The organism is Photobacterium sp. 53610 (assembly GCF_036409375.1).
In the GTDB taxonomy this organism is placed as follows: Bacteria; Pseudomonadota; Gammaproteobacteria; order Enterobacterales; family Vibrionaceae; genus Photobacterium.
In genome coordinates this window covers 279,475-304,520 of sequence record NZ_JAXOFS010000003.1, presented here as the reverse complement: position 1 = coordinate 304,520, position 25,046 = coordinate 279,475, and the positions used below count along the sequence as shown (strand labels likewise).

The following is a 25,046-nucleotide window of genomic DNA, read 5'->3' as shown; positions in this document are numbered from 1 at the left end:
CAACCCTTGTTATAGATATTGAGTCACCATGAATCTAAGCACCAAACAGAAGCAATACCTCAAAGGCCTTGCTCACAGCCTGAAGCCAGTTGTCCTGATGGGGGCAAACGGCCTGACTGAAGCCGTGCTGTCAGAAATCGAACTGGCCCTGGGCCATCACGAACTGATCAAAGTCAAAGTTGCTGCTGAAGAACGTGAAACCAAGCAACTGATCATCGAAGCGATTGTTCGTGAAACTCAGGCGGAAAAAGTACAGGTCATCGGTAATATTCTGGTGCTGTACCGTCAGTCTGAAGATCGTAAAATCGAACTTCCGCGCAAATAAAAAAGGCCGCCAATGCGGCCTTTTTTATCACTCAAGGCCCGGTAACTGTTACATTTCTTAACAATAAACCTGCCGGCCCTGCTCCTTAAATGTACTCGACCTTCTCGATCTCGAACTCTTTATTGCCGCCTGGGGTCACAATACTGACTTCGTCGCCTTCCTGTTTGCCGATTAAGCCACGGGCAATTGGTGAATTCACAGAAATCAGACCACGTTTAATATTGGCTTCGTCATCACCAACGATACAGTAAGTCACTTCCTCATCTGTATTGACGTCAAACAGAGTTACGGTCGCGCCAAAAATGACTTTACCGTGGTTTGTCATCTTGGTGACATCAATCACCTGAGCCACAGACAGTTTATATTCGATATCACGAATCTGGGCTTCGCAGATCCCCTGCTCTTCTCGAGCAGCATGGTATTCAGCATTTTCTTTCAGATCGCCCAGCTCACGAGCTTCAGCGATGGCCTCAGAAATCAGTGGACGACGTTTCATCAAGGCGTCCAGCTCTTGACGCAGCTGCTGTTCGCCGCGGACTGTCATTGGGATCTTTTCCATAAAATTATCTACCTCGAAACGCCAGAAAAGCGGGATTGCTTTTCGGACAAAAAAAAGCCAGCCCAGCACAAGTCTGGGCTAACACATGAATAGAAGAAACTGCTTTTCTGCCTCACAAGATACCTAATACTCTGCCCCGGATGCAACCTCTGTATCGCGGTTCTGGCGAAGACTTCGTAAAAGTCACTTTTTCTGTGTCGCGCTCGGCACAACAAGCCTGAATCTGCCAATCTTCCTTTGATTGCTTTCTCGACAACTGGTCAGTTCTTACAAGATATTAACGAACTTTTATTGCGGCCTGCCCCTCTTACTTCCTATGATTCCCAGTTCAATTTCTCAATCGCTCAACCAAGATGAAAAAAATAACAGGCTTTTTATTAGCTTCACTCGCATTCAGTCATCCGGTCTGGGCCGATTTTACTCCCCGCACCGCCATTGAAGCTTTACCCCAGGGGCACGATCTGGCTTTAATCATTACAGATCCGGCAAACGGGAAAACTGTCTTCAGCCAGCGTGCCGAACAGCTGCAGGCCCCAGCCAGCACCCAAAAATTGCTGACGGCTCTCGCTGCCAAATTATATCTGGGCAACGATTTTCGGTTTACTACCCGGGTTGAACAGCAGGGTCAGGATTTGATCTTCAGATTCAGCGGTGATCCGACCCTGTCCCGCAACGATCTGACTGCGATACTGAAACAGCTGAAAAATAAAGGGATTCGTCGTATCACCGGAAATATTTATCTCAACGGCAGCCAGTTCACCGGCTATGAGCAGGCGCCAGGATGGCCCTGGGACAGCCTGGGAGTCTGCTACAGCGCGCCTTCCAGCAGCATCACACTGGAACACAACTGCGTTCAGGCAGCCCTTTACAGCGATCAATCACTGGGCCAACTCACCCGGCTGCATATACCATCCCACCAGCCGATTACCGCGACCAGTCTGGCGAAAGTCGTCAGTAAATCCCAGCAACAAGCGGAATTCTGTACTCTGGAACTTCAGACCCGCCCTGGCAACCACTACCAGCTCAGCGGCTGTCTGCCTCAGCGGGATAAACCATTGCCGCTGAATTTCGCGGTGGTCGATACAGAAGCCTATGTTCGAAGCGTCCTGCAACTGGAACTGGAACGAGCCGGAATCAGCCTCAAAGGCGACATCATCCGCAACGACACTTCGTACGGCGAGGTCCTTGTCACCCACCACTCAGAAAAACTGCCAGCCCTGCTCCAGGTGATGCTGGAAGATTCAGATAACCTGATCGCCGACAACCTGGCCAAAACCCTGGGACAGCGCTACTACGAACAACCCGGCAGTTTCCGCAATGGTACTGAGGCCATTAAAGCGATTATCGGGGAACATACCGGGATTGATCTGAGTCTGGCGGTTCTGGCTGATGGTTCAGGTCTATCTCGGGACAACCGGATTATAGCCAGCGACATGATGAAAGTGATCACTCACATCTATCAGCATGATGACAGCCTCGGACTGATGAAAGATCTACCGGTTGCCGGATTAACCGGCACGCTGCGTTATCGCCAGAGTGTCCGGCAGGAACCGATAAAACAGCACTTGGCCGCAAAATCCGGTTCGTTGTATGGCACCTTTAACCTGGTTGGTGTCATGACGAGCAAATCCGGCAAACCCTTCCTGGTGGTCCAGTTTGTTACCAACTATCTGCCACCTGAAAAACCGGACAATGCCCCGGCCGTTGATTCGGAGATTACCCAATTCGAGCGCAAGCTCTATACCGAACTGTACAATGCCTTTTAGAACATAAAAAAGTCTGAAAGTAAGCAGCCACTCAGGAAAACCGAGTGGCTGCCTGGCATTTGGGCGCGGGACAACCCTTTTCATCAGGTTGCTTCATCGCCTGTCCTCAGAAAGGCGGTTCACCGGATTCCGGTAACGGCACATCAAATGAGAACACCACGGCAGAAATCATACGGTACATGCCACAGGCAATCACTAAATCCAGCAACCCTTTCACACCGATTTCTTCAATCAGTGCCTGCTGTGTTTTCTCTGCAATACTTCGTTGATACACCACATCCTGAGCAACCTGCCAGGCATAAAGATAAACAGGTTTCATCTCAGCTGTCGCCACATCGCCTTCCAGGATCTGCTGAATCACATGGCCGGGTAATCCGGCACGCTCTGCGGGCGCAATATGCTTTTCCCACACGAACGGTGCTCCCAGACAACGCGCCGTGGCAAGTATGCCCAACTCCCGGATATCACCGGACAGTTCACTTTGATAGCGAACATAGGTTCCAAGCACTCCCAGATGCTGCGCCAGAGCCGGATGATTCATTAAAGTTCGGTACATTCCGGATAATCCGTCCCGGGGGCCAATCAGAGTATCGTAGATAGCCTTTCCCTGTACATCCAGATCAGCTCTTTCTATCAGCGGTAGCTTCGCCATGTTGTTCTCCGTTTCCTGCGATATGTTTCCTGCGAAACAAATGTAGGGTCAAATATCAGGTTTCCGCCCAGTCCGGATGGTCCAGTTCCTGCCGCCACGGGTTGACGGGCGTCGGAATGTTCGGGTCGCACCGCGCATCAATCACGAAAGGCCCTTGGGCTGCAAAAGCCTGCTCAAAGGCATTTGCCAGTTCCCCCGGGTGTTCAACCACAATGCCTTCGCCCCCTAATGAGCGGGAAAATGCCGCCCAGTCGTGCGTACTCAGGGATGTCAGTTCCTTTGCATTAGCCGTTTCAGCCCGGAGAAAAACGTTCCCCAAAGCACTGTTATTGATCACCAGAACTATCAATGGCAGCTGATGACGGGCTGCCGTCTGAATTTCTATCCCATTCATCAGCATGCAGCCATCCCCCGTGATCACAACACAAGGATGGTCCGGATTGGCAACCTTGGCTCCAACACCTGCCGGAATCGCCCACCCCATGGGGGCAAGCGCCGTTGCGGTCAGGTACTGTCTTGGACCATGTGACTGCCAGTAATGTCCGGCAAATGCCCGGTGAGCACCGGAGTCACCAATGATCACCGTATCTTCCGGCGCGACTTTCTGGAGCTCAGCGATCACCCGGGCCGGGTTCATGGGGCTCGCCTCACTGGTTAAATATTCCGGTTCATAAAAGCGGGGCTGAGAGACAATGGATGTCAGCCACTGCTGGCGTTGATGATTCATTTCCCGGAGTGGTAGCAGCCGCGTTTCCTGTTCTTTCGCCAACAGCCAGCTTAAAACGGCGCTCACATCCCCCTGAACCGGCACATCGACCGGAAAGTTCTTTCCAAACATGCTGATATCGAGATCAACCTGATAGATCCCGGCCTCTGGCTGCAACCCTTGATCCCAGCGCATGGTATCCCGCTGATTCATGCTCGAACCCAACACAAGCAGCAATTGGTTCCCCTCCGCCGGTTGGGCGGAGGCTTCCGAGGCATGCTGATGCAGCAATGCCAGTGTCGAATGCCGCGTTCCTGAATAACCAAACACCCCCAGGGATAACGGATGATTTTCCGGAAACACCCCTTTGGCTTTCAGCGTGGTGGCAACCGGGATCTGATACCTTTCTGCAAACTGGATGAGCGCCTGAGTCGCTTCCGACCGGACGGCGCCGCTGCCCACTAAAATCGTGATATTCGCCATACCTGCCTGACCGGCCTGAATCAGTCCCTGACAGAGTATTTCGGCCCCGGCCAAGTCCAGAGCCCGGGGTGTACGGGTCGCTTCTTGCAAAGCTGCGACCGGATGGGCCTGAGTGTCGATATCCTGGGTCTGAATTTGTTTCGGAAAACTCAGACTCACGGGTTTGAACTCCTGCCCCAGCATGGTTCTGAGCGCTCGGTCCAGCAAATGCGGTACCATCGGTGCTTCCGGGACTTTCATCGCCATTTCCGTGACCGAACTCAGCATCCGGACATCATTTAATCCGGCTTCGCTGGCATCCTGAAAACCGCCCCGGCCACTCCATTCGGTCGGCACTTCACCCGCCAGCACCAGCACGGGTGACTCATCGGTGCAGGCCGCTGCCAGAGGGCCAATCATATTGGCTGTCCCCGGACCGCCAATCCCCATACACACGCCAAACTGGCCACTGGCTCTGGCATAACCATCAGCCATATAAGCAGCACCGGCTTCACTCGCTGCCACAATAGCCTTCACATCCTCTTTGCCCGTCCCAAACTGATTCAGGAACGGGTCAATCACTCCACCAGGTACCATAAAGACATGGTCGACCCCATTCGCCCGGATCGTATTGAGGACATACTTTGCGACGGGGATTTTCTGCTGTTCGTTTTGCATCTGGCCTCCGTCACACCGGTAAATTATTCAGAAAATGAAGACTGGGCATAAAGAAGTATTCGCCCCCCTTCATCCGGACAAACCCGAAAAAGCTGAAGGAAACCTGTTCTGCTGTCGGGCTTCCCCAGCCTTTTGACCAGGATTGCGGTTTCGGGGACTCATTCTCTTTCGATTGTCCGACTAAAGGGTCCAATCCCACGTCGCCATGCAGAAAATCTTCGTTATTGCACCAGGTGTGCTGCATGAAAATAAACTGATCGACAATACTGGCCTGAAAACTCAGGAACAGCAGACCGGCCTCGGTCCACTCCTGCGACGGTTGCAACTCAGCCTCACCGAAACTGATGCCCCTGCGAACAATGCGGCGGCTCCGCTCAATGGTGGGTGGCGAATTGAACTGGCGCACCGTATCGCCTCTGGGGTTGGTTTTTCTGACATGAGCATGCAGCGGACACTTCAGCCCACCAGCATCATCATTAAAGTTGAAATTATTAAACAGATTGGTCCAGCCGTCTCCGGACTGCTCGCTGATCGGCGTCCCATCCTGAAATCGCCCGACACACAGGGCACCGGCATATTTCGCCGAAATGGTCCGGCCGGTATTCTCAGACAACGTATTGGCAAGCATATCCGCCCGCTGCCAGAACCCTTTGATATTTTGCTGCAACTTCCGGTACACCACGTAGGTACCAAAACTGGCGTGATCTCCGCCCGGGTCCGGTACCATCACCAGGTTCAGCGGTGCACTGGGATCATTGTTGCGGTACCCGCCATTGCGGAATTCTTCCGTGAGCTCGGAAAAAAGAAACTTAGGATTACTCACGCCATCGGTAAAACCAAAATGCTCAATCACTTGCTGCTTGTCATTTCGCATGACATGCCCGTGCTGCACCACAACGATATGCCCGATGCCATTGAGGGAGTCTTTCATTTCCCGCACTAAATCGTTCAGGGTCTTTTCAACATCATCCGACTGTCCGCTGAGCGCAAAAATCAGCATTCCGTCCATGTCCTGAGAAAATGCCGGTTCCCACTGAGACAAATCATCATTGAGCGGATTGGCCGTCGGCTTGTGATTACCGCGCGGCGAGGTGTCATAAGACTGGTCTAAGTCTTTCATTCCTGCGAGAAACGCTGAATCATCCGGCCATTGCTCGCGGGGAATGCCAAGCTTGCGATACCCGGTCGCGCTCAGCATCAGGTTCACGAACAGATGATCCTGCTTGCCAAATTGTTTGAATGCCTGATGCTGCCGCCCCTGTTCAAGCATTGACGTCACTTTTTCCGACATCTGCCGTACCCAGCGCCGGTTTGCAACTTCATCCTGCCCCAGGCAGAAAAAAACATGACGCGCATAATCCCGGCCATGCCCTTTCAGAATATTGCCCTGTAAATTAGCGAAAACGGTCTGAAAATTCGGATCGTCTAAGTCAATATTGGTCTGATTTAAATTCACTGACATTGCTCATCTCCCCGTATGTCTGATACCGCTCAGCTTTCGCCAAATCAGAGACAGCAAAAAAAGAAGCCGATGCGGTCCACATCGGCTGGGTATCAACACAATCACTCCGGATGCGCGCTGAACGTATCCGGTTCAGGTAAGGTCGGATTGCCCGGCGCGGCCTGAATGTTTCCGACATTCAGCAAACTGGCAACCATGGCGTAATAACCGGCAGTTAAGGTGATTTCAGTGATTTCCTGAGCGCTGAATCTGGCCTGAATGCCCCCGAACAGCGCATCACTGACCCGTTTACGCACCAGCAAATGCCGAACATAGGTCACCAAATTCCGCTCGTTTTGACTGACTTCAGGTTCATTGTCCGGTAAGCGCCGGTTGCGAATCATCTCAATCACCTGCGGCGATACGCCTGCTTTCCGGGCAAATTTTTCATGAAATCCCCATTCAAACTGACAGGCGTTTTCACTCAGTGCCGTCAGAATGACCAACTCTTTCACCCCGGGGTTCAGACAGGAATCAAAGCGTAAAAATGCCCCGAGATCGGCCACCAGCTCTGCCGCCTTCGGTGAATTTAAAAGCAATGCAAACACACCGGAGACATGCCCTCTGCTGGCCGCAATATGCTCATAGGCTGCCAGCGTTTCGGCGGATAAGCCTGCCGAATCATCAAGATAAGGAAGTCGTGTCATACCACCACCTTAAACATGCTTCAGCGTCGGCAGCTCATTTTCATTGACCAGCAATGCTGCATTGACAGCTGATTCTATGGCCCCCTCAATCCAGGCATGCTTGAGTGAGGCATGCTCTCCGGCAAAATGAAGCCGCGCTTTGCCGGTTTCCGTGCTCGGCCATTCCGACCGGATAATGGCTTTATGAAGCAGATTCAGCTGACCCGGATAGAAAATTGCCGCTTCACCAAAAGCATAGGGATCATTCATCCAGCTCACGGTCGCAGCGCCGACGATATTGTCCTGATCATCTCTGTATTTCTTCGGATCAAACACACAGAGATCCCGGATTTTCTGCTGGGCCGCTTCCCTGATGGCGTAATCTGCGCCCGGTTCATGATCCGCATGGACGATCGCGACATTATTGAGGGCGTAGCAGTAGCGTTCGTAATCAGACATGGAATCCCACTTCCGCGCATCGTCCGCCCAGGAATAACTCGCCAGCATCACACCGCCTTTGCTGGAGCCCATTCGCTCACTCGGGTAATACATGAAACGGTTGGGCAAATCGGTCACGGAGCCGCCGCCATAAATATCATTTCTGGTTTCCCAGAAACGCTCCCTGAACTCAAGCAGCACTTTCGTGGCGGCATCGTAATGGAGTTCACGCACCGCTTTCCGTTTCTCCTGACTGATTTCCGGCCAGACCTGAACCATGCGGAAACTGGAAAACGGAATGGTGACGATGGCTTCATCCCAACTGCGATCAGACAGCAGCCTGGCAATGGCGGTATCCTGCTCGAGACGGGATTCAATATCGTGCGACACTTCGGTTCTAATTCTGACTTTTCCGGTTGTCTCACACAGATACAGTTCATTGACGGTCTGATTGAGGTAAGTGACATCGTCCAGGTTTTCTTTCTCATAAAATGCCTGGGTAAATTTATCGGTACCGCCTTTAATCAACCAGAAAGCCGTGTCGGGACGGATAATGGCCAGTTCAATAAAACTCTGGATGAAGGAATAGGACATTCGGGATTCAAGGTTCTCTATGACACCAATCATCTCCAGCGCATTTTCCGACAAGTGTTCCTCCCCACTGAGTTCGACAATTGCCTCTTTCAGGAACCGCCGCATGGAATACTCGCCGTATTGCTCAATAATTTTGGGCCATGCTGTTTTCGGGTCGGCCTGAACTTGATTCACCAGATCGCCAATGGCTTTTTCCAGTAATTCAGATGCTGTTGAGTATTTTTCCCTTTCCTTCAGATCGTAATTCAGCAATTCATTGATATCGGAACCTTCATGTTCATAATTTTTCCGCAAAACATGACGACGATTCACATGAACGAGGTTATTTCCGGTTGCTGCAAGATCAGACAAATCAACATTGCCCTGTGCATCCCGGTCCGGATGCTGAATTTTTTCGGACAACGCATCTTTTCTCGAAACGCTTTTATTCAGGAAAAGTTGTTTCTCAACGCCCGTGTAATCAATCAGATACTGCACCAGCTTGTGCTTGTCCGGAATACGCATGGCTCCGGCCTCAGCAGACAGATGATCATCTTCAAAATAACGTTTCTGAGGTGAGTTCCGAAAGGTTCGGATCCGGCCGCCAACCCGGGTATTGGCCTCGACAATCGTGACTTTGTGGCCTGCTTTGCGTAACAGCGCAGCGGAGACCATTCCCGCAATCCCACAACCGATAATCAGGATATCTTTCGGCTCGGTCTGACTTTCCGGTAATCCATTTTTCAGACAGGCCATATAAGATTGAGCAACTTCATCCTGCTCATAAGGTAACAGACCGTGAAATTCATCCTCTAAGAAGCTGACCTCTGACATAACCATCCCTTATTTTTGTATGTGTTGCCTGCCTCTCTCCTCAATGATGAAACAAGGCGGCACAGTGCAAGACGGACTGACTTCTGAAAAGCCAGCCGGAGAAAACTGCTTACTGTGTTCAAAACTAGGTCAGATTGATTCAGATACAAAAAAAGGCGGCATGGAGCAAAGAAAGTCTAACCTCCCTCTCATTTACATTGTGGAACGATGCAAATATTCGGTTTTGACTATTAATACGATCATGACTGAACAAGATTGATCAGTGCCTGATTCAGGGGGGGATCCTGGCGTCAAAAAAAATAGCCCCGACTTATGCCGGGGCCATTCTCAGTTTGTCATCCAATGCAACACTGCATCTTCTGATTAATCTTGATTTAAACGCGCATGCAGTTCCTGAACTGAAGTCACCGTGTGACGGTCATCAGCAGTCAGTGCCATACAGGTTGCAAAAGCAGCATTCAGCGTTGTGGTGTAGTTTACCTTCTCAGCAAGCGCACCACGGCGCAGGACTTTTGAGTCTTCAATCGCCTGACGGCCTTCCGCGGTGTTGATGATGTAGCTGTACTCATTGTTCTTGATTCGGTCAAGAATGTGAGGACGGCCTTCATGCACCTTGTTCACCAGACGCGGGTTAATACCCGCTTCGCCCAGAATCACCGCAGTACCATGCGTCGCATCCAGCTCGTAACCCAGTTTCACCAGCTTGGCAGCCAGGTCAACCACACGACGCTTGTCGTTGTTACGGACAGACAGCAGCGCACGGCCCGCATTCTCACGGCTGTGTTCCTTCCCACAACCCAGCTCAGCTTTTGCAAAGGCTTCGGCGAAGGTATCGCCTACACCCATGACTTCACCGGTAGAGCGCATTTCAGGACCAAGCAGCGGGTCAACACCCGGGAACTTGTTGAATGGCAGCACCACTTCTTTCACTGAGTAATACGGCGGAATGATTTCCTTGGTAAAGCCCTGTTGTTCCAGTGACTGTCCGGCCATCACACGTGCCGCAATTTTCGCCAGCGGTGCACCGGTCGCTTTAGAAACGAAAGGTACAGTACGCGCAGCACGCGGGTTCACCTCAATCAGGTAAACTTCGTTGTCTTTCACGGCAAACTGCGTATTCATCAGACCGCGGACACCCAGTTCGAATGCCAGCTTCTCTACCTGACGGCGCATTTCGTCCTGAATTTCCTGGCTCAGGGTATAAGCCGGCAGCGAACACGCCGAGTCACCAGAGTGAACACCCGCTTGTTCGATATGCTCCATGATACCGCCAATGACGACACGCTCACCGTCGCAGATCGCATCGACATCAACTTCGGTTGCGTCATCCAGGAAACGGTCCAGCAGTACCGGTGATTCGTTCGATACGCTCACGGCTTCATTGAAGTAACGACGCAGGTCCGCTTCGTCGTAGACGATTTCCATCGCACGACCACCCAGTACATACGAAGGACGAACCACCAGCGGGAAACCAATTTCTTTTGATTTCTCAACCGCCTGCTCCATGGTTGTCACGGTCGCATTTTCAGGCTGTTTCAGGCCAAGACGCTCAACGGCAGCCTGGAAACGCTCACGGTCTTCTGCACGGTCAATTGCATCCGGGCTGGTACCGATAATCGGCACACCGGCTGCTTCCAGTGCACGGGCCAGTTTCAGCGGCGTCTGGCCACCGTACTGAACAATCACACCTTTTGGTTTCTCAACACGAACAATCGACAGTACGTCTTCCAGGGTGACCGGTTCAAAGTACAGACGGTCTGACGTGTCATAATCGGTTGATACAGTCTCCGGGTTACAGTTAACCATAATGGTTTCGTAACCGTCTTCGCGCAGTGCCAGAGAGGCGTGCACACAACAGTAATCGAATTCAATTCCCTGACCGATACGGTTCGGACCACCGCCCAGGACCATGATCTTGTCACGATCAGTCGGGTTCGCTTCACACTCTTCATCGTAAGATGAGTACATGTAAGCAGTATCAGAAGAGAACTCAGCCGCACAGGTATCCACACGCTTATAAACCGGGTGGATGTTGTGGCGGTCACGCTCTTTACGAATTTCCAGTTCCGCCACACCCAGCAGTTTTGCCAGACGGGCATCGGAGAAACCTTTACGCTTCAGCTGACGCAGGAAGTCACCCGTCAGACCGGCAAAACCACCTTCTTTCACCTTGGCTTCCAGCTTCACCAGCTCTTCAATCTGAACCAGGAACCAGCGGTCGATGTTCGTCAGGTTGAAAACACCATCAACAGACAGACCGGCACGGAAAGCATCCGCGATGTACCAGATACGCTCAGCACCAGCTTCTTTCAGCTCGTGGCGGATCTTGGTCAGCGCTTCGGGATCGTCCAGATCGACCATCTCATCGAAACCATTGGCCCCGACTTCCAGGCCGCGCAGTGCTTTTTGCAGCGATTCCTGCTGGTTACGGCCAATAGCCATCACTTCACCCACAGACTTCATCTGCGTGGTCAGGCGATCGTTGGCGCCGGCAAATTTTTCAAAGTTGAAGCGAGGAATCTTCGTTACAACGTAGTCGATAGTTGGCTCGAATGAAGCCGGTGTCGCACCACCGGTGATGTCGTTCATCAGCTCATCCAGCGTGAAGCCGATGGCCAGTTTGGCTGCCACTTTCGCAATCGGGAAGCCGGTTGCTTTAGATGCCAGTGCAGACGAGCGGGAAACACGCGGGTTCATCTCGATGATCACCATCCGGCCATCTTTCGGGTTAATCCCGAACTGAACGTTGGAACCACCGGTTTCTACACCGATTTCGCGCAGAACAGCCAGAGATGCATTTCGCATCAGCTGGTATTCTTTGTCCGTCAGAGTCTGCGCCGGCGCAACCGTGATGGAGTCACCGGTGTGAATGCCCATCGGGTCAAAGTTTTCGATGGCACACACGATGATGCAGTTGTCGTTCTTATCACGAACCACTTCCATCTCGTATTCTTTCCAGCCAATCAGCGACTCATCAATCAGCAGCTCATTGGTTGGTGACAGATCCAGACCGCGACGGCAGATCTCTTCAAATTCTTCTTTGTTATAAGCGATACCACCGCCGGTACCACCCATGGTGAAGGATGGACGGATAATACAAGGGAAGCCGACCATATCGAGGACTTTGTAGGCTTCTTCCATGTTTTTCGCTGTATCTGCGCGCGGACACGCCAGACCAATAGATTTCATCGCTTTATCAAAGCGTGAACGGTCTTCTGCTTTGTCGATGGCATCAGCTGTCGCACCAATCATCTCGACGCCGAACTCTTCCAGCACGCCATGCTTTTCCAGCGCCAGTGCACAGTTCAGTGCAGTCTGGCCGCCCATGGTTGGCAGTATCGCGTCCGGACGTTCTTTTTCGATGATTTTACGAACAACTTCCCAGTGAATCGGCTCAATATAAGTTGCATCCGCCATTTCCGGATCGGTCATGATGGTGGCCGGATTCGAGTTCACCAGAATGACGCGGTAGCCTTCTTCACGCAGCGCTTTACAGGCCTGAGCACCTGAGTAGTCAAACTCACAGGCCTGACCAATCACGATTGGACCGGCACCCAGAATCAGAACACTTTGTATGTCAGTACGTTTTGGCATCGTTTTACTACTCCGGCTTAGGCGCTGTGCTGTTTAATCAGTTCGATAAAGTGGTCAAAAAGTGGTGCCGCATCATGCGGACCCGGGCTGGCTTCAGGGTGTCCCTGGAAGCTGAAAGCCGGTTTGTCGGTACGGTGAATCCCTTGCAGAGAGCCATCGAACAGCGATTTGTGCGTGGCACGCAGATTTTCAGGCAGGGTGTCTTCATCTGCCGCAAAACCGTGGTTCTGACTGGTGATCATCACCACATCACGCTCGAGATCTTTAACCGGGTGGTTGGCACCATGGTGACCGAATTTCATTTTCACGGTCTTCGCACCGCTGGCCAGTGCCAGAATCTGGTGACCAAGACAGATACCGAAAATTGGCAGGCCTTTGTCCAGGAAGGTTTGGGTCGCTTCAATGGCGTAAGTACATGGCTCAGGGTCACCCGGGCCGTTTGACAGAAAAACACCGTCCGGATTCATCGCCAGGACTTCTTCGGCTGAAGTTTCAGCCGGTACCACCGTCAGACGGCAGCCACGGTCGACCAGCATGCGCAGGATATTACGCTTGGCACCAAAATCGTATGCCACAACGTGGTATGGCAGTTCGCTCGCATCTTTCGCTTCCGGCAGACCATTCTCCAGCGTCCAAGAGCCTTGCGTCCAGCTGTAGCTTTCTTTAGTCGTCACCACTTTCGCCAGATCCATGCCTTTCAGACCTGGGAACGCTTTTGCTTTTTCCAGCGCCAGAGCCGGGTCCAGATTATCACCAGCCATAATGCAGCCGTTCTGTGCACCTTTTTCGCGCAGCAGTCGGGTCAGTTTACGGGTATCAATATCAGCAATGCCGACAATGTTCTGGGATTTCAGATAATCAGACAGGGTCTGCTGGGAACGGAAATTTGAAGCAATCAGAGGGAGGTCGCGAATCACCAGGCCTTGCGCATGGATTGAAGTAGATTCTTCGTCTTCGGAATTAGTACCAGTGTTGCCAATGTGGGGATAGGTAAGAGTAACGATCTGTTGCGAATAAGAGGGGTCAGTGAGAATTTCCTGGTACCCCGTCATCGAGGTATTGAAAACAACTTCACCAACGGCCGAACCATCTGCACCGATGGATACGCCGTGGAATACAGTCCCGTCTTCAAGGACTAACAGCGCCGATTTGCTCAAGACAACCTCCAATCTTCATAAAAACGCAAATAAAACAGATAAAATTGCATTTACCTATTCCATAGAAAGTCATAAACCGAGTCAAGCCGATTTTTGACAAATTGCGCGCATTCTAGAGATCCACGTCCAAGGTGTCAACAAATGGATAAAATTAAATTTAAAATATCGACTGAACAGACCGCTTATTCAGCCAAACCCACGAAAGCATACCTTTTCCTGCCAATTTTCACCGGAAATTTGAGATGCATGTTCAGGCAACCGTTTGCAGCGAATCGGACAAACAGACAGAACAAAAAAGTCATGTAAAACCCCTCAAAATGACGAGGATAACTCAAACTTTTCGCACCAATAGACCAAAATACCCCAACAAACCATTAAAACAACACCCAAACTCAGTAACACTCAAAGAATGCCCGCACAAGAATCCATGCCCACTCAAATTGAAAATTTATGCAGAATGAACAAATTCAACGGCAACTCATCCTGACATCCGGCGAAAAAAAAGCGGCCATCCTAATAGCCGCTTTTTCTGTTACAGGTCATTCAACCCGAGCACATCCTGCATGGTGTAAAACCCTGCCGGCTGACTGTTCAGCCAGGCCGCAGCCCGGACAGCCCCGTTGGCAAACGTCATCCGATCCGTGGCTTTGTGCGTGATCTCTACCCGCTCGCCAATATCAGCAAACATCGCCGTGTGCTCACCCACAATATCTCCGGCACGAATCGTCGCGAAGCCAATCTCATGACGACTGCGTTCGCCAGTAATTCCCTCTCGCGCATATACCGCGACATCACTCAGTTTATTTCCCATCGCACCAGCAATGGCTTCACCCATGCCCAGGGCCGTGCCGGAAGGCGCGTCCACTTTGTGTCTGTGGTGTGCTTCAATAATTTCAATATCGCAGTAGTCGCCCATAATCTTGGCGGCTTTTTCCAGTAGTTTGAATGTCAGGTTTACACCCACACTGTAGTTAGGTGCCATGACAACAGAGATCTGACTGGCGGCAGCATCAATCTGCGCTTTTTCTGCTTCACTGAATCCCGTCGTACCAATCACAATTTTCTTGTGATGCCGCTGGCACAACGCCAGATTCGCCAGCGTCGCCACTGGTGCCGTAAAATCGATCAGCACATCAAAGTCGTTGATTGCTTTTTCCAGATCATCAACGACAACCACGTCCAGCTTGCCAATACCTGCCAACTCTCCGGCATCAACACCGATCAGGCTGCTTTGCGGGCGTTCTGTTGCAGCTCCCACACGGGCATACTCAGACTGAGCCGTCGCCTTCAGTAACTGGCGTCCCATTCGCCCTGCCGCACCGGCAACTGCGATTCTGACCATAGCTGTTTCTCCTTAAAAATGTCAGCTTATGAGAGTCTGTTTGTTTTTCAGCACACGACCGTTCTAAAGTCATATATATTCTGAAAAATAAACAACTCACAAAATACTTATCTACCTTTCGCTGCGCGTAACTCTTCGCCTCCATCAGAAGAATGGCATCAAACAACCCGTTCGATGGTGAAGAAACACAACTGATTCTGCGGCACTGAGTAAAGAAAGACGAAAAATTGCTTATGCGCAGCCCACTAATCTAGCCTGTCTACCGGCGAAAAAAAACCCCGGCATAACCGGGGTTCCAGAAATAATGATTCTTCACAGCTGACTTAGCCGACGTTCTTCACCTGAAGCTCACGTGGCACTTCAAAGAACATATTCTCTTCACGGCCGCTCAGTTCTTCAACCTCACCGCCGGCCAGCGTCTGAATACGCGCGATAATCTGATTCACCAGCGCTTCAGGTGCAGAAGCCCCTGCAGTCACACCCACACTTTGGGTGCCCGTGAACCAGTTTGCATCAACATCTTCTTCACAGTCAGTCAGATAACTTGGTGTCCCAAGTTTTTCAGCCAGCTCACGGAGACGGTTGGAATTTGAGGAGTTCTTCGACCCCACCACAATCATCACGTCAACACTGGCGGCCATCTCACGCACCGCATCCTGACGATTCTGGGTGGCATAGCAAATATCGTCTTTGCGCGGTCCCTGAATATCCGGGAAAACTTCCCGCAAACGGTCAATGACATCCGCCGTTTCATCTACCGACAGGGTCGTCTGGCTGACATAGTGCAAATTGCCCGGCTCTTTCACTACGCCGGTCAGCTTGTCGACATCAGCCGGCGTCTCAACCAGATACATCCCGCCCGTTTCACTGGCGTACTGACCCATGGTGCCTTCCACTTCCGGATGACCGGCATGGCCAATCAGCACGACTTCCATATCCCGGCGGCTGGCACGCGCGACTTCCATATGGACTTTGGTGACCAGCGGACAAGTGGCATCAAATACGGTAAGTTTACGGGCTTTCGCTTCATTGCGAACAGCCTGAGAAACACCATGCGCCGAGAAAATAACGATGTTGTCATCCGGTACTTCGCTCAGCTCTTCCACGAAGATCGCACCGCGTTGTTTCAGTCCTTCCACGACAAATCGGTTGTGAACCACCTCGTGCCGAACGTAAATTGGCGGCTGATACAGTTCCAGCGCCCGCTCAACAATACTGATGGCGCGGTCAACACCAGCACAAAAGCCACGAGGGTTAGCAAGTAAGATTTTCATATCTGGGACTCTTTTTCTGCAATCCTTCCAACCCGGTTCCGGACCGGGTCGGTCATGGTTTAGCCTTCGATGCCGACAACTTCAACATCAAAGGTGACCCGCTGACCAGCCAGCGGATGATTAAAATCAACGGTCACGGAATCACCGACAACGGCCGTAATCACACCAGGAATATCCTGCCCGTCCGGGCCGCTAAAGGCAATAATTGTTCCGACCTCAGCCGGTGCTTCAGCACCAAAACGTGCCAAATCAACATGATGAATGTTATCCGGATTCGGCAGACCGAATGCGTCTTCAGGCTCAAGAACAAACTGACTTTTCTCGCCTTCAGCAAGACCCAGCAGGCAGCGCTCAAAGTTGTCGGTCAGACTGCCATCACCCATGCGAAATTTGGCGGGTTTTCCCATCGCTTGCGTCGATTCAGCAACCGAACCGTCTTCCAGCTTGATGGAAAAATGCATTAAAACTTCACTGTTTTCTGTAATTACCGACATGTGTACATCCTGATTTCGAGTTGCGGCAAAGTGCAGAACATCGCCTCTGCACTTCTTCCTGATGCAACGCTTTTTACAATAAAGCGCCGCCCGTCGCAACGGGCAGCGCCTGCTTCGTGAGCTCGCACCGAAATTACCGGCTGCTTTCTTTGGTCTTACTTTTCCCGGCCAGAAAACCTTCCAGGATGATCAAAGCGGCACCAATGCAGATCGCTGAATCAGCGATATTAAACGCAGGCCAGTGTTTCTGCCCGATATAGAAATCCAGAAAATCCACCACAAAGCCGTGGTACAGACGATCAAACAGATTTCCAAGTGCGCCGCCAATGATCAGTGCGTAAGCACTATTGGCCACCCCATGGCTGGCTGGCGTGCGACGCATCCAGAGCAGCAGTAACCCTGTTACACCCAGAGCAATCGCTGTAAACAGCCAGCGCTGCCAACCACTTGCATCACTCAGGAAACTGAAGGCTGCGCCATAGTTGTGAACATACAGCAGGTTAAAAAATGGCAAGACCTCAATGCGATTCGGCCAGCCATATCCCATGGTATCCATCACCAGCAGCTTGCTGCCAATATCGATCGCAAAGACCAGAACCGCCAGCCACAGCCAGCGGATTCCGGATTGCTTCAGAGTCGGTAAACTACTCATCAGGCAAACTTACGCTCTTCGCCCTGACCATCAATGTTGGTCACACAACGGCCACAGATTTTCTCGTGTCCGGCGATAGTGCCAACATCGGCCACATGGTGCCAGCAGCGATCACATTTCTCTGCTTCTGCCGGAGTCACCAGGACAGACAGACCCGCAACATCCGTTGCTTTCGCTTCTGCAGGCTTATTGTCAGTCAGTGCGACTTTCGCTTTAGACGTCAGCAGCACGAAACGCAGTTCATCTTCCAGACGGTTCAGTTTGTCCGCCAGTTCAGAATCAGCATACAGAGTCACTTCTGCCTGCAGGGCGCCGCCGATGCGTTTCTCATTCCGAGCTTCTTCCAGCAGTTTATTCACGGCACCGCGCACGGCCTGAACTTCAGTCCAGAACTCATTGCTGAAAGCTTCATCGTCAGCCAGACCAAACAGACCTTCGAACCACTCACCAGTGAAGACAAAGGTGTCGCGCTCACCCGGCATTTCATTCCAGATTTCATCTGCCGTGAAAGACATGATTGGTGCCATCCAGCGAACCAGTGCTTCCACAATGTAGTACAGAGCCGTCTGACAACTCCGCTGAGCGTGGCCACCACGTTTCGCTGTGTACTGACGGTCTTTGATGACATCCAGATAGAAAGAGCCCATCTCAATGGAGCAGAAGTGCATCAGACGCTGTGTCACCGCATGCAGGTTGTATTCATCATAAGCAGTAATGATTTCTTCCTGAGCAGCTTTCGCCTGAGCCACAGCCCAGCGATCCAGTGCCACCATCTCTTCTGCCGGTACGCAATCCGTCGCCGGGTTGAAACCACTCAGGTTCGCCAGCAGGAATCGCGCGGTGTTCCGGATACGACGGTAAGCATCGGCGCTGCGCTTCAGAATCTCGTCAGATACAGCCACTTCGCCAGTGTAATCTGTCGATGCCACCCACAGACGCAGAATATCGGCACCCAGCTTGTTGGTCACATCTTTCGGTGCAACCACGTTGCCGATCGATTTAGACATCTTACGGCCCTGGCCATCCACCACGAAGCCGTGCGTCAGTACCTGACGGTAAGGCGCTTTGTTTTTCATCGCGACAGACGAGATCAGAGAAGACTGGAACCAGCCACGGTGCTGGTCTGAACCTTCCAGATACAGGTCAGCTGCATTACCGTGAAACTCTTCACGGGTATCAACCACTGCATAGTGGGTCACACCAGAGTCAAACCAGACATCCAGTGTATCCAGTACTTTCTCGTACTGTTCAGCGTCGGCTTCACCCATGAGCTCAGCAGGGTTCACATCCCACCACGCCTGAATTCCTTTTTCTTCCACCAGCTGAGCGACTTTTTCGATCAGTTCAGCGGTATTCGGATGCAGATCCTGTGTTTCTTTATGAACAAAGAGCGCAATCGGCACACCCCAGGTCCGCTGACGGGAGATACACCACTCCGGACGGCCCTCAACCATGCTTTCAATCCGGCTTTGGCCCCACTCCGGCATCCACTGGACGCCTTTGATTTCTTCCAGCGCTTTCGCACGCAGACCATTTTGATCCATCGAAACGAACCACTGCGGGGTTGCACGGAAGATAATTGGCGTTTTATGACGCCAGCAGTGCGGGTAGCTGTGCTCGTAAGCATGATGATGCAGCAGCGCACCATGTTCTTTCAGCGTTTCAACCACTGCATCATTTGCCTTAAATACGTGCTGTCCGGCAAACAGTTCTGTGTCTGGTAGATAAACACCGTTGCTGCCAACCGGGTTGGCGACTTCCAGACCATATTTCTGACCGACCGCGAAGTCTTCCTGACCGTGGCCAGGAGCCGTGTGTACACAGCCCGTACCGGATTCAGTGGTCACGTGATCGCCCAGAATCACTGGCACATCAAAGCTGTAGAACGGATGGTTGAAACGCAGCAGATCCAGTGATGCACCTTTGGCAAAACCAAGGTTGTGATAATGCTCGATACCGGCACGATCCATCACATCTTTGGCCAGCTCAGCGGCCATGATCAGACGCTCAGGCTTATCACCTTCGACCTGAATCAGTACATATTCCAGATCATCACGCACAGCCACAGCACGGTTGGCAGGCAGTGTCCAAGGCGTCGTGGTCCAGATCACGATAGAAACGTCGCCCCGGCCCTGATGTTCCTCAGTCATCTGAAACTTGCTCAGAACCTCAGCTTCATCAGCGGCTTTAAATTTCACATCGATCGAAGGTGAAACTTTGTTTTTGTACTCAACTTCGGCTTCCGCAAGTGCAGAACCGCAGTCGGTACACCAGTGAACTGGCTTGAAGCCTTTCAGCAGGTGACCGTTATCAGCAATTTTGCCCAATGCACGGATAATGTTAGCTTCAGTGCCGAAATCCATAGTGCGGTATGGTTTGTCCCACTCGCCCAGAACACCCAGGCGAATGAAGCTTTCTTTCTGGCCTTCAACCTGACCGGCCGCATAGCTGCGACACTTCTCGCGAAACTCGGCAGCAGTCACTTTCTGTCCCGGCTTACCGACTTTCTTCTCAACCATCAGTTCGATTGGCAGACCGTGGCAGTCCCAACCCGGTACATATGGCGCATCAAAGCCAGACAACGTCTTCGACTTAATAATAATGTCTTTGAGAATCTTGTTCAGTGCGTGACCAATATGAATATCACCATTGGCATAAGGAGGGCCGTCGTGCAGCACGAAAGACTTTTTACCTTTCTTGGCTTTACGGATTTCACCGTAAAGATCCTCATCATACCAACGCTTCAGCATGGCAGGCTCGCGTTGGGCCAGGTTGCCTCGCATCGGAAACCCTGTTTCAGGCAGGTTCAGGGTATCTTTATAGTCGCTCATTGATTCTCAATTCCGTTACTTGGGCGAAGTTGGACATGTTGACGATGCTCAGACAGCCACACCCGCGCTGTCTGGGCATCACGCTCGATTTGCGCTTTCAGCGCATCAAAGGAGGCGAATTTAATTTCATCTCTTAATTTGTGGTGCAGAACCACTTCAATCTGACAACCATAGATATCAGACTGATAATCAAATACATGGACTTCCAGTTGCTGGCGCTCACCGTTCACCGTCGGGCGTCTGCCGACATTGGCAACTCCGGGCAGCGGCTGTTCAGCCACACCCAGTACCTCGACAGCATACACACCGGAAACCGGTGACACACGGCGCTTGAGCGGCACATTTGCCGTCGGAAAACCAATCGTACGGCCGAGTTTCCGGCCATGAGAGACACGGCCACTGATACTGTACGGCCGACCCAGCATGATTTCAGCTGCGGCCAGATCGTCCCGGGCCAGCGCTTCACGAATCGCCGTACTGCTGACCCGCTGCGTTTCAACACAAAAACTCTGCGTGCTGACCACCTCAAAGCCGAACTCACGTCCGGCAGCTTCCAGCATGGCAAAATCACCGCTGCGGCCTTTACCGAAGCAGAAATCATCGCCAACCACCAGAAACTTAACACCCAATTGTTCCACCAACAAGCGGCGAACGAAATCATGCGGCGACATGTTCGCAAATCGGGTATTGAAGTTGACGCACAGCAGGCGATCGATACCCGCTTTTCTCAGTTGCTGATACTTATCGCGAAAGCGGGTTAACCGGGCCGGTGCTTTGTCTTTGGCAAACAGCTCCATCGGCTGCGGCTCAAAGGTCATGACCGTCGCAGGAACCCCTAACCGCCGGGCCTGCTCACGCACCTGAGACAATACCGCCAGATGGCCCAGATGGACCCCATCAAAATTACCTATCGTCAGAACACAGCCATGATGGCCGGGCCGGATATTGTGGATTCCTCGGATCAATTCCATCTGCAGCTTATCATTACCAAAGTCAAAAACTGACGGATTATATACCAGAGCGCAAGGGTGTTAAAACCATCCGCCCCGGAAGATATCTTTTTTTGCCCCATTCAGGGCAAGTTGCGCTCACCCGGATGTCAGCCTTCTGTGCGAAGATGGTGCAGACGCACCCCGCTCACACCCAGCGTCAACAGATAGCTGACAGCTCCAACACCAATCAGACCGGTCAGCCAGTAAACACGCTGCAAGAAATTCATCGACAGCCATTCAGACATGTCTGGTGAAAGCCACAGCAAAGCTGCAACCATCGCACCACCAGCAATCACTAAGCGGATCACAAAGCCTATGGTAGTACGTGACACCTGATAAACCCCGGCACGGTGCAGGCCACGATACAAGAGTGCAGCATTTACCAGTGCAGACAATGCGGTCGCCAGTGCCAGGCCCACATAACCGAACAGATAGGCAAATATGGCGTTAAACACCATATTGCTCACCATAGCGACAATACCGTAACGCACCGGTGTTTTGGTATCCTGCCGGGCATAGTAACCGGGGGCCAGCACTTTAATCAGCATAAAGTTCAGCAAACCGGATGCATAGGCCAGTAATGAGAGTCCGGCCTGCTCAACATCGTTCGGCGTAAATTCACCCCGCATGAAGAGCACCATCAGCATAGGTTTTGCCAGCACCATCAAGCCCAGCATAGCAGGCAAACCCAGCAGCAGTACCATACGCACGCCCCAGTCCATAGTCTGCGCAAAATGCTCCCGGTTCTGATCCACATGTTTGCGCGACAGCGCCGGCAAAATTACCGTGGCGATTGCAATCCCAAACAGCCCTAACGGAAATTCCAGCAACCGGTCCGAGTAATACAGCCAGCTGATCGATCCCGTCATCAGGAAGCTGGCAATAAAGGTATCAAACAACAGGTTAATCTGACTCACCGAAACGCCAAACAACGCCGGAATCATCAGTGTCCGGATTTTCACCACCCCGGGATCCCGCCATCCCCAGCGAGGCCGCACCAGTACACCGGCCCGGTACAGGAACGGCAGCTGAAACAGAAACTGCACCAGCCCCCCCAGAAACACCCCCAGCGCCAGTCCGATTTCAGGCTGTGTCAGGTTCGGGGATACCCACCAGGCACACAGAATGATCGAAATATTGAGGAACACCGGCGTAAACGAAGACACCGCGAATTTCCCCAGGGTATTGAGGATCGCCCCGGACAACGCCACAAAGGTAATGAACCATAAATAAGGAAACGTGATTTTGAGCAGCAGGCTGGCCAGCTCAAACTTGGGGGCTGCCGGACCGTCATTCAGCCAGTCCACAAACCAGCCAGCACCAAACAGAGCGGTAATGACACCTGACCCCAGCACCCCTAATAAGGTCACCACCGTCACAATGCCCCCCAGCGTACCAGCGGCCCTGGCAATCAGTTCTCGGGTTTTGTCCATATCGCCCCCCGCATGGCTTTCCGTCAGGACCGGTACAAAGGCCTGAGAAAATGCCCCCTCAGCAAAAAGCCGGCGGAGAAAGTTAGGAATCTTGTTGGCAAAGAAAAAAACATCGGCGGCCGCTCCGGCCCCCATCAGGTTAGCAACGACCACATCCCGGACTAAGCCCATGACGCGGGAAACGAAAGTCATACTGCTGACAATCAGCCCTGAGCGCAAAAGACGCTTACTCACAAAAAAACCTCACAAAAGATGGTCCAGAAAGGTGACTTGCAGGACCAAAAGCTGATAGAATCTGCCGCCATATTAACCGTGTTAATGCACAAGTGCCAAATTGATTGGCACGGCTGTTATTTGCACAAATCATTTGACAATCTTTGGTTTTAGAGGCATATTCCTCGGCCTTAAATTGTCACCGTACCAAGAATTTGGGAGTTACACCCTTGGCAAATATCAAATCTGCTAAGAAACGTGCAATCACTTCTGAAAAACGTCGTCAGCACAACGCTAGCCGTCGTTCTATGATGCGCACTTTCTTCAAAAAAGTTGTTGCTGCTGTTGAAGCAGGCGACAAAGAAGCTGCTGTTAAAGCCTTCACTGACATGCAACCTGTTATGGACCGTATGGCTACTAAAGGCCTGATCCACAAAAACAAGGCTGCTCGTCATAAAGCTCGTCTGGCTGCAAAAATCAAAGCTCTGTAATTCAGTGCATTGATTAGACAGCAATAAAAAAACCGGCTCAGGCCGGTTTTTTTATTGCTGCAATTCAGGTCATCCCGTCAGTTCCGATGCTGTGCAACAGGCACGGATTACGGACAGTACATCTCTTGCAGTAATTCGATCATCGATTTCACTTCCTGACTCTTCAGGCGATAGTAAACCGTCTGTGATTCTTTACGTGTAGCAACCAGGCCATCACGTCTGAGCCAGGCTAAATGCTGCGACAGGGCCGACTGGCTCAGGTCCAAACGGTCACTCATCGTTCCAACCGACAATTCCCCCTCCAGCAAATAGCATAAAATCAATAACCTCCGCTCATTGGCCATGGCCTTAAGCAAAGACACAGCCTGAGGAGCACTGTGATGTAACGTTATGGCTTCCATCTTTCCACCGACTTCAGTGATTTGTTCGATACCTCTATCACTGAAAAAGGCGGTCATTTGAACAGTTTTCTGAAATCAGCCTCGCAAATTTTCTTCACTGCCGGGTGCATGATCATGCGTTCCGCGAAAATCACATAATACTCTTCCCGGATGGCCCGTACCCTTTTCACCTCACGGACAGCGTGCGACTGTTCAATTTCAGACGCATAAATAGAAGGGGCAACGAACATAGATTTTCGATACGCACCAAAGGCTTTCATCAGAGCAGCATCATCAAACTCCCCCAGAATATTCGGGGTGATACCCTGCTGATCAAACCAATGATGCAGCTTACGGCCCATGGCAGTACGACGGCCGGGAACAAGCAATTTGTAATCTTCCAGACAAGCAGGAAAACTCAGGGGTTTGTCGGTATTCGAGCAAAAAAAGCTCATCCCGGACTCTCCCAGCTTTTTACTGAACAGGCCCGGACTTTGCGTAGAGTCAACCGGACAATCGGACAGGATCATATCCAGCTTGTGTTGAGACAACTGTTCGAGCAGCATTTCATGTGTCGATTCGTAGCAGCGCAGATGGATCCGCTCATCTTCAGGAATCCCGGCCATCAGAATTTTACTGACCAGACGTTTAGACAGCGCATCAGCGACGCCAACCTCAAGCAGCTGATTCTCTCGTTGCGTGTAATTGATGATATCCAGCATTTCGTAGCTGAGATCGAACATCTTGTCGGCATATTTAAAAACCAGTTGCCCCAGCTCCGTCGGCTCGATATGCCGGCCAACCCGTTTGGTCAGCTTCCCCTTCAACCGCTCTTCCAGCGCCCGGATCTGCCCCGTCACTGTTTGCGGTGCCAGAAATAAAGCATCAGCCGCTTTGGTTACTGATCCTTGTTTGCAAACCATCCAAAAATAATACAAGTGATTGTAATTCAGGTGCGACACTGCTACCGGCCTCAACGCTCGCGAATAAAAAACCCCAGGCTTTCGCCTGGGGTTTATCCTAAGTGTTTTTTTATCCAAACACACGAATATCCGGAATTTGAAGTGGAAAGT

Annotated in this window: 20 protein-coding genes; 3 read left to right on the top strand and 17 right to left on the bottom strand. The window is 51.6% G+C overall.

The annotated features are described in order from the left end of the window. The first annotated feature begins 28 nt into the window (after positions 1-28). Positions 29-325, top strand: coding sequence for a ribosome assembly RNA-binding protein YhbY (gene yhbY / locus SPK40_RS11235; protein ID WP_248141326.1), 297 nt, complete (start codon positions 29-31; stop codon positions 323-325). Positions 326-410: 85 nt separating this feature from the next. Here the strand turns inward: yhbY and greA are convergent, their stop codons facing one another. Then, positions 411-884, bottom strand: a complete 474-nt coding sequence (gene greA / locus SPK40_RS11230; RefSeq protein WP_248141327.1) for a transcription elongation factor GreA — start codon at positions 882-884, stop codon at positions 411-413. A gap of 353 nt (positions 885-1,237) precedes the next feature. Between greA and dacB the strand changes: the two genes are divergently transcribed. After that, positions 1,238-2,650: a serine-type D-Ala-D-Ala carboxypeptidase gene (gene dacB / locus SPK40_RS11225; RefSeq protein WP_330960533.1), complete on the top strand. Its 1,413-nt coding sequence runs from the start codon at positions 1,238-1,240 to the stop codon at positions 2,648-2,650. A gap of 106 nt (positions 2,651-2,756) precedes the next feature. On the opposite strand, the gene SPK40_RS11220 is transcribed toward dacB, so the two are convergent. From SPK40_RS11220 to murJ, 14 genes are all read right to left on the bottom strand, one after another. Next, positions 2,757-3,302, bottom strand: a complete 546-nt coding sequence (locus tag SPK40_RS11220) for a carboxymuconolactone decarboxylase family protein (RefSeq protein ID WP_330960532.1) — start codon at positions 3,300-3,302, stop codon at positions 2,757-2,759. Between the two features lie 55 nt (positions 3,303-3,357). Further along, a complete protein-coding gene (locus SPK40_RS11215; RefSeq protein ID WP_330960531.1) occupies positions 3,358-5,148 on the bottom strand; it encodes a thiamine pyrophosphate-binding protein in 1,791 nt (596 codons plus the stop codon). 10 nt (positions 5,149-5,158) lie between these two features. Then, a complete protein-coding gene (locus tag SPK40_RS11210; protein ID WP_330960530.1) occupies positions 5,159-6,610 on the bottom strand; it encodes a Dyp-type peroxidase in 1,452 nt (483 codons plus the stop codon). Between the two features lie 101 nt (positions 6,611-6,711). Then, positions 6,712-7,296 carry a carboxymuconolactone decarboxylase family protein gene (locus SPK40_RS11205; RefSeq protein ID WP_330960529.1) on the bottom strand — a complete coding sequence of 195 codons (585 nt, stop codon included), beginning with the start codon at positions 7,294-7,296 and terminating at the stop codon, positions 6,712-6,714. Between the two features lie 9 nt (positions 7,297-7,305). Next, positions 7,306-9,120 carry a flavin monoamine oxidase family protein gene (locus SPK40_RS11200; protein ID WP_330960528.1) on the bottom strand — a complete coding sequence of 605 codons (1,815 nt, stop codon included), beginning with the start codon at positions 9,118-9,120 and terminating at the stop codon, positions 7,306-7,308. Between the two features lie 363 nt (positions 9,121-9,483). Beyond that, positions 9,484-12,714: a carbamoyl-phosphate synthase large subunit gene (carB, locus tag SPK40_RS11195; protein ID WP_248141334.1), complete on the bottom strand. Its 3,231-nt coding sequence runs from the start codon at positions 12,712-12,714 to the stop codon at positions 9,484-9,486. 17 nt (positions 12,715-12,731) lie between these two features. Beyond that, the gene (gene carA / locus SPK40_RS11190) at positions 12,732-13,871 is read right to left on the bottom strand and encodes a glutamine-hydrolyzing carbamoyl-phosphate synthase small subunit (protein ID WP_248141335.1); all 1,140 of its coding nucleotides are present in this window, start codon (positions 13,869-13,871) and stop codon (positions 12,732-12,734) included. 532 nt (positions 13,872-14,403) lie between these two features. Then, complete coding sequence (gene dapB / locus SPK40_RS11185) at positions 14,404-15,213, bottom strand: 4-hydroxy-tetrahydrodipicolinate reductase (RefSeq protein WP_330960527.1); 810 nt, start codon at positions 15,211-15,213, stop codon at positions 14,404-14,406. 323 nt (positions 15,214-15,536) lie between these two features. Continuing rightward, positions 15,537-16,487, bottom strand: a complete 951-nt coding sequence (gene ispH, locus SPK40_RS11180; RefSeq protein WP_248141337.1) for a 4-hydroxy-3-methylbut-2-enyl diphosphate reductase — start codon at positions 16,485-16,487, stop codon at positions 15,537-15,539. A gap of 59 nt (positions 16,488-16,546) precedes the next feature. Further along, positions 16,547-16,981 (bottom strand): FKBP-type peptidyl-prolyl cis-trans isomerase, encoded by a 435-nt coding sequence (gene fkpB / locus SPK40_RS11175; RefSeq protein ID WP_330960526.1) that lies wholly within the window; start codon positions 16,979-16,981, stop codon positions 16,547-16,549. A 133-nt stretch (positions 16,982-17,114) separates the two neighbouring features. Then, a complete protein-coding gene (gene lspA, locus SPK40_RS11170; protein WP_371929347.1) occupies positions 17,115-17,633 on the bottom strand; it encodes a signal peptidase II in 519 nt (172 codons plus the stop codon). Then, positions 17,633-20,464 carry an isoleucine--tRNA ligase gene (gene ileS, locus SPK40_RS11165; RefSeq protein ID WP_330960525.1) on the bottom strand — a complete coding sequence of 944 codons (2,832 nt, stop codon included), beginning with the start codon at positions 20,462-20,464 and terminating at the stop codon, positions 17,633-17,635. The genes lspA and ileS overlap by 1 nt, the downstream gene beginning before the upstream one ends. Next, positions 20,461-21,435 carry a bifunctional riboflavin kinase/FAD synthetase gene (ribF, locus tag SPK40_RS11160; RefSeq protein ID WP_248141340.1) on the bottom strand — a complete coding sequence of 325 codons (975 nt, stop codon included), beginning with the start codon at positions 21,433-21,435 and terminating at the stop codon, positions 20,461-20,463. Before ribF ends, ileS begins: the two co-directional genes overlap by 4 nt. Positions 21,436-21,563: 128 nt before the next feature. Beyond that, entirely contained in the window at positions 21,564-23,123 is a 1,560-nt protein-coding gene (gene murJ, locus SPK40_RS11155; protein WP_330960524.1) for a murein biosynthesis integral membrane protein MurJ, read from the bottom strand. Between the two features lie 209 nt (positions 23,124-23,332). Here murJ and rpsT point away from each other — a divergent pair, with 209 nt between their 5' ends. Continuing rightward, the gene (rpsT, locus tag SPK40_RS11150) at positions 23,333-23,593 is read left to right on the top strand and encodes a 30S ribosomal protein S20 (RefSeq protein ID WP_248141342.1); all 261 of its coding nucleotides are present in this window, start codon (positions 23,333-23,335) and stop codon (positions 23,591-23,593) included. 107 nt (positions 23,594-23,700) lie between these two features. Here rpsT and SPK40_RS11145 read toward each other — a convergent pair whose 3' ends face one another. Both SPK40_RS11145 and nhaR read right to left on the bottom strand, forming a co-directional pair. Beyond that, complete coding sequence (locus tag SPK40_RS11145; protein ID WP_036755263.1) at positions 23,701-23,994, bottom strand: ArsR/SmtB family transcription factor; 294 nt, start codon at positions 23,992-23,994, stop codon at positions 23,701-23,703. Between the two features lie 53 nt (positions 23,995-24,047). After that, a complete protein-coding gene (nhaR, locus tag SPK40_RS11140; protein WP_248141343.1) occupies positions 24,048-24,935 on the bottom strand; it encodes a transcriptional activator NhaR in 888 nt (295 codons plus the stop codon). Between the last annotated feature and the right edge of the window lie 111 nt (positions 24,936-25,046).